This is a genomic window from [Borrelia] finlandensis, from assembly GCF_000181875.2.
GTDB lineage: Bacteria > Spirochaetota > Spirochaetia > Borreliales > Borreliaceae > Borreliella > Borreliella finlandensis.
The window spans coordinates 1-1,523 of sequence record NZ_ABJZ02000003.1; the positions used below are offsets into that span (position 1 = coordinate 1).

The 1,523-nt window shown below is 24.8% G+C and carries 3 pseudogenes; 1 reads left to right on the top strand and 2 read right to left on the bottom strand.

What is annotated here, in order from left to right:
* Window positions 1-148: 148 nt before the first annotated feature.
* Window positions 149-385 (bottom strand): annotated as a pseudogene (locus tag BSV1_RS06500) (hypothetical protein); the annotation flags it as partial.
* Between BSV1_RS06500 and BSV1_RS07080 the strand changes: the two are divergent.
* Window positions 383-836: pseudogene (locus BSV1_RS07080) on the top strand (class I SAM-dependent DNA methyltransferase); the annotation flags it as partial. The pseudogenes BSV1_RS06500 and BSV1_RS07080 sit on opposite strands and share 3 nt — an antisense overlap.
* Window positions 837-1,214: 378 nt before the next feature.
* Here BSV1_RS07080 and BSV1_RS06510 read toward each other — a convergent pair.
* Window positions 1,215-1,523: pseudogene (locus tag BSV1_RS06510) on the bottom strand (YfcC family protein); the annotation flags it as partial.

Below are 1,523 nucleotides of genomic sequence, written 5' to 3' on the forward strand. Positions count from 1 at the left end.
GCATATTTATTTATGGAAGTATACTTATACTTTTAAAAGACACAAATTTAATGGTTTAATCAATTTTAAATAATTATACTTGCTTTTTTACTTACAATTTCAAACAAAAAGCCATCCTTTAATAATCCGAATCTAAAAAGGGACAAACTTCACCAAGAACACCGAATTGACTAAATATTTTGTTAATTAAGATAAATTCTTTACTATCTTTAAATTCAATAATTGATTCTTGAATAGGAGATAGTTTTTTAATTTAGTTTATATTTAGTTCAATTCCTTTATAAGGATCATTTTTACCATCTTTTAAGCTACTGGTTATTTCTTTAATAATATTATCACTGCCCTGAATCATGAATTTTGCTTTAAAATTTGATGCAGGGGTTTTGAAGAACAAGAATGGTTTATTTTATTTAGCCCCTTATAAGAAAAGAAAGCTATCTAAAGACAAGTAATATGATAGCAGTTGAAAAAGAACAAATAGTCAAAGAAAAAGGGATAATTAAAAAAACTTTAAGAGTGATGCTCTATGAGAGACCCGATGACTTATAATATTTAAAATTGCAAAAAACATATATGACAAAGAATTTAAATTGTCGGGTAAAGAAATTACTCAGTATATTTTAGCTAACATTCTTGAAGAATCAATTCTTTTTATTTTAAGAATATTTTTTTATTGCATCTATTGAAAATAATAACATGATGGGGGATTATTTGCACAAGATAAGGTTAAATATTTAAATAATGAAAGGTTACTCAGTATTGGTGAGATTGAATAAATACTAGTTAAAATACTTTTCTTTGAAGAAAAAAATATTAAAAATAAAAAATTTGTAAAGAGTTGAGCTTAAGACACTATATAAAGAATATATTATAATGAAAACTTTACATTTCTTTATTCTGGTGCCAATATTCATTAAGCGTCTCATTTAATTTTTTTTGTTTTATAATTAAGTTGCTTTTATTATGGCTAATTCTGTTTTCTTTGAAAGATTTTTTTGTAAAATAATTTACTGTTCTTTTTATTTTCTTTACTAAGATTTAGTTTTAAAATTGAAAAGATAGAAATTTGTTTTAAATTTTCATTTTTTTTGCATATTTGTTAATTTGTAATGCTAAAATTAATAAAATTGTAGTCTTTCTATTATATTAAGTAAAAACAACCACTAGATAACTTGCTTATACCTTTACCCAGCTAAAATAAAAATAACCCAACCCTAAAAACTCAAATAAATGTTAGCTATAATAACTAAAATAGAAATAAAGAATTCAATAATAAATAATGGCAAAACAAATTTAAACCACGTACCATAGCTTAATCTAGATATCCCCAATACAGCCATTATAACTCCGCTAGTAGGTGTTATTAAATTAATAAGCCCAGATGCAGTTTGCATGGCAATAACAACTGAATCTCTTGGAATTGACAAAAAATCAGCAAGGGGAGCCATTATTGGCATAGTGAGACTAGCATGTCCCGATGAAGATGGAACAACAAATCCTATAAATATTTGAATAATTTCATT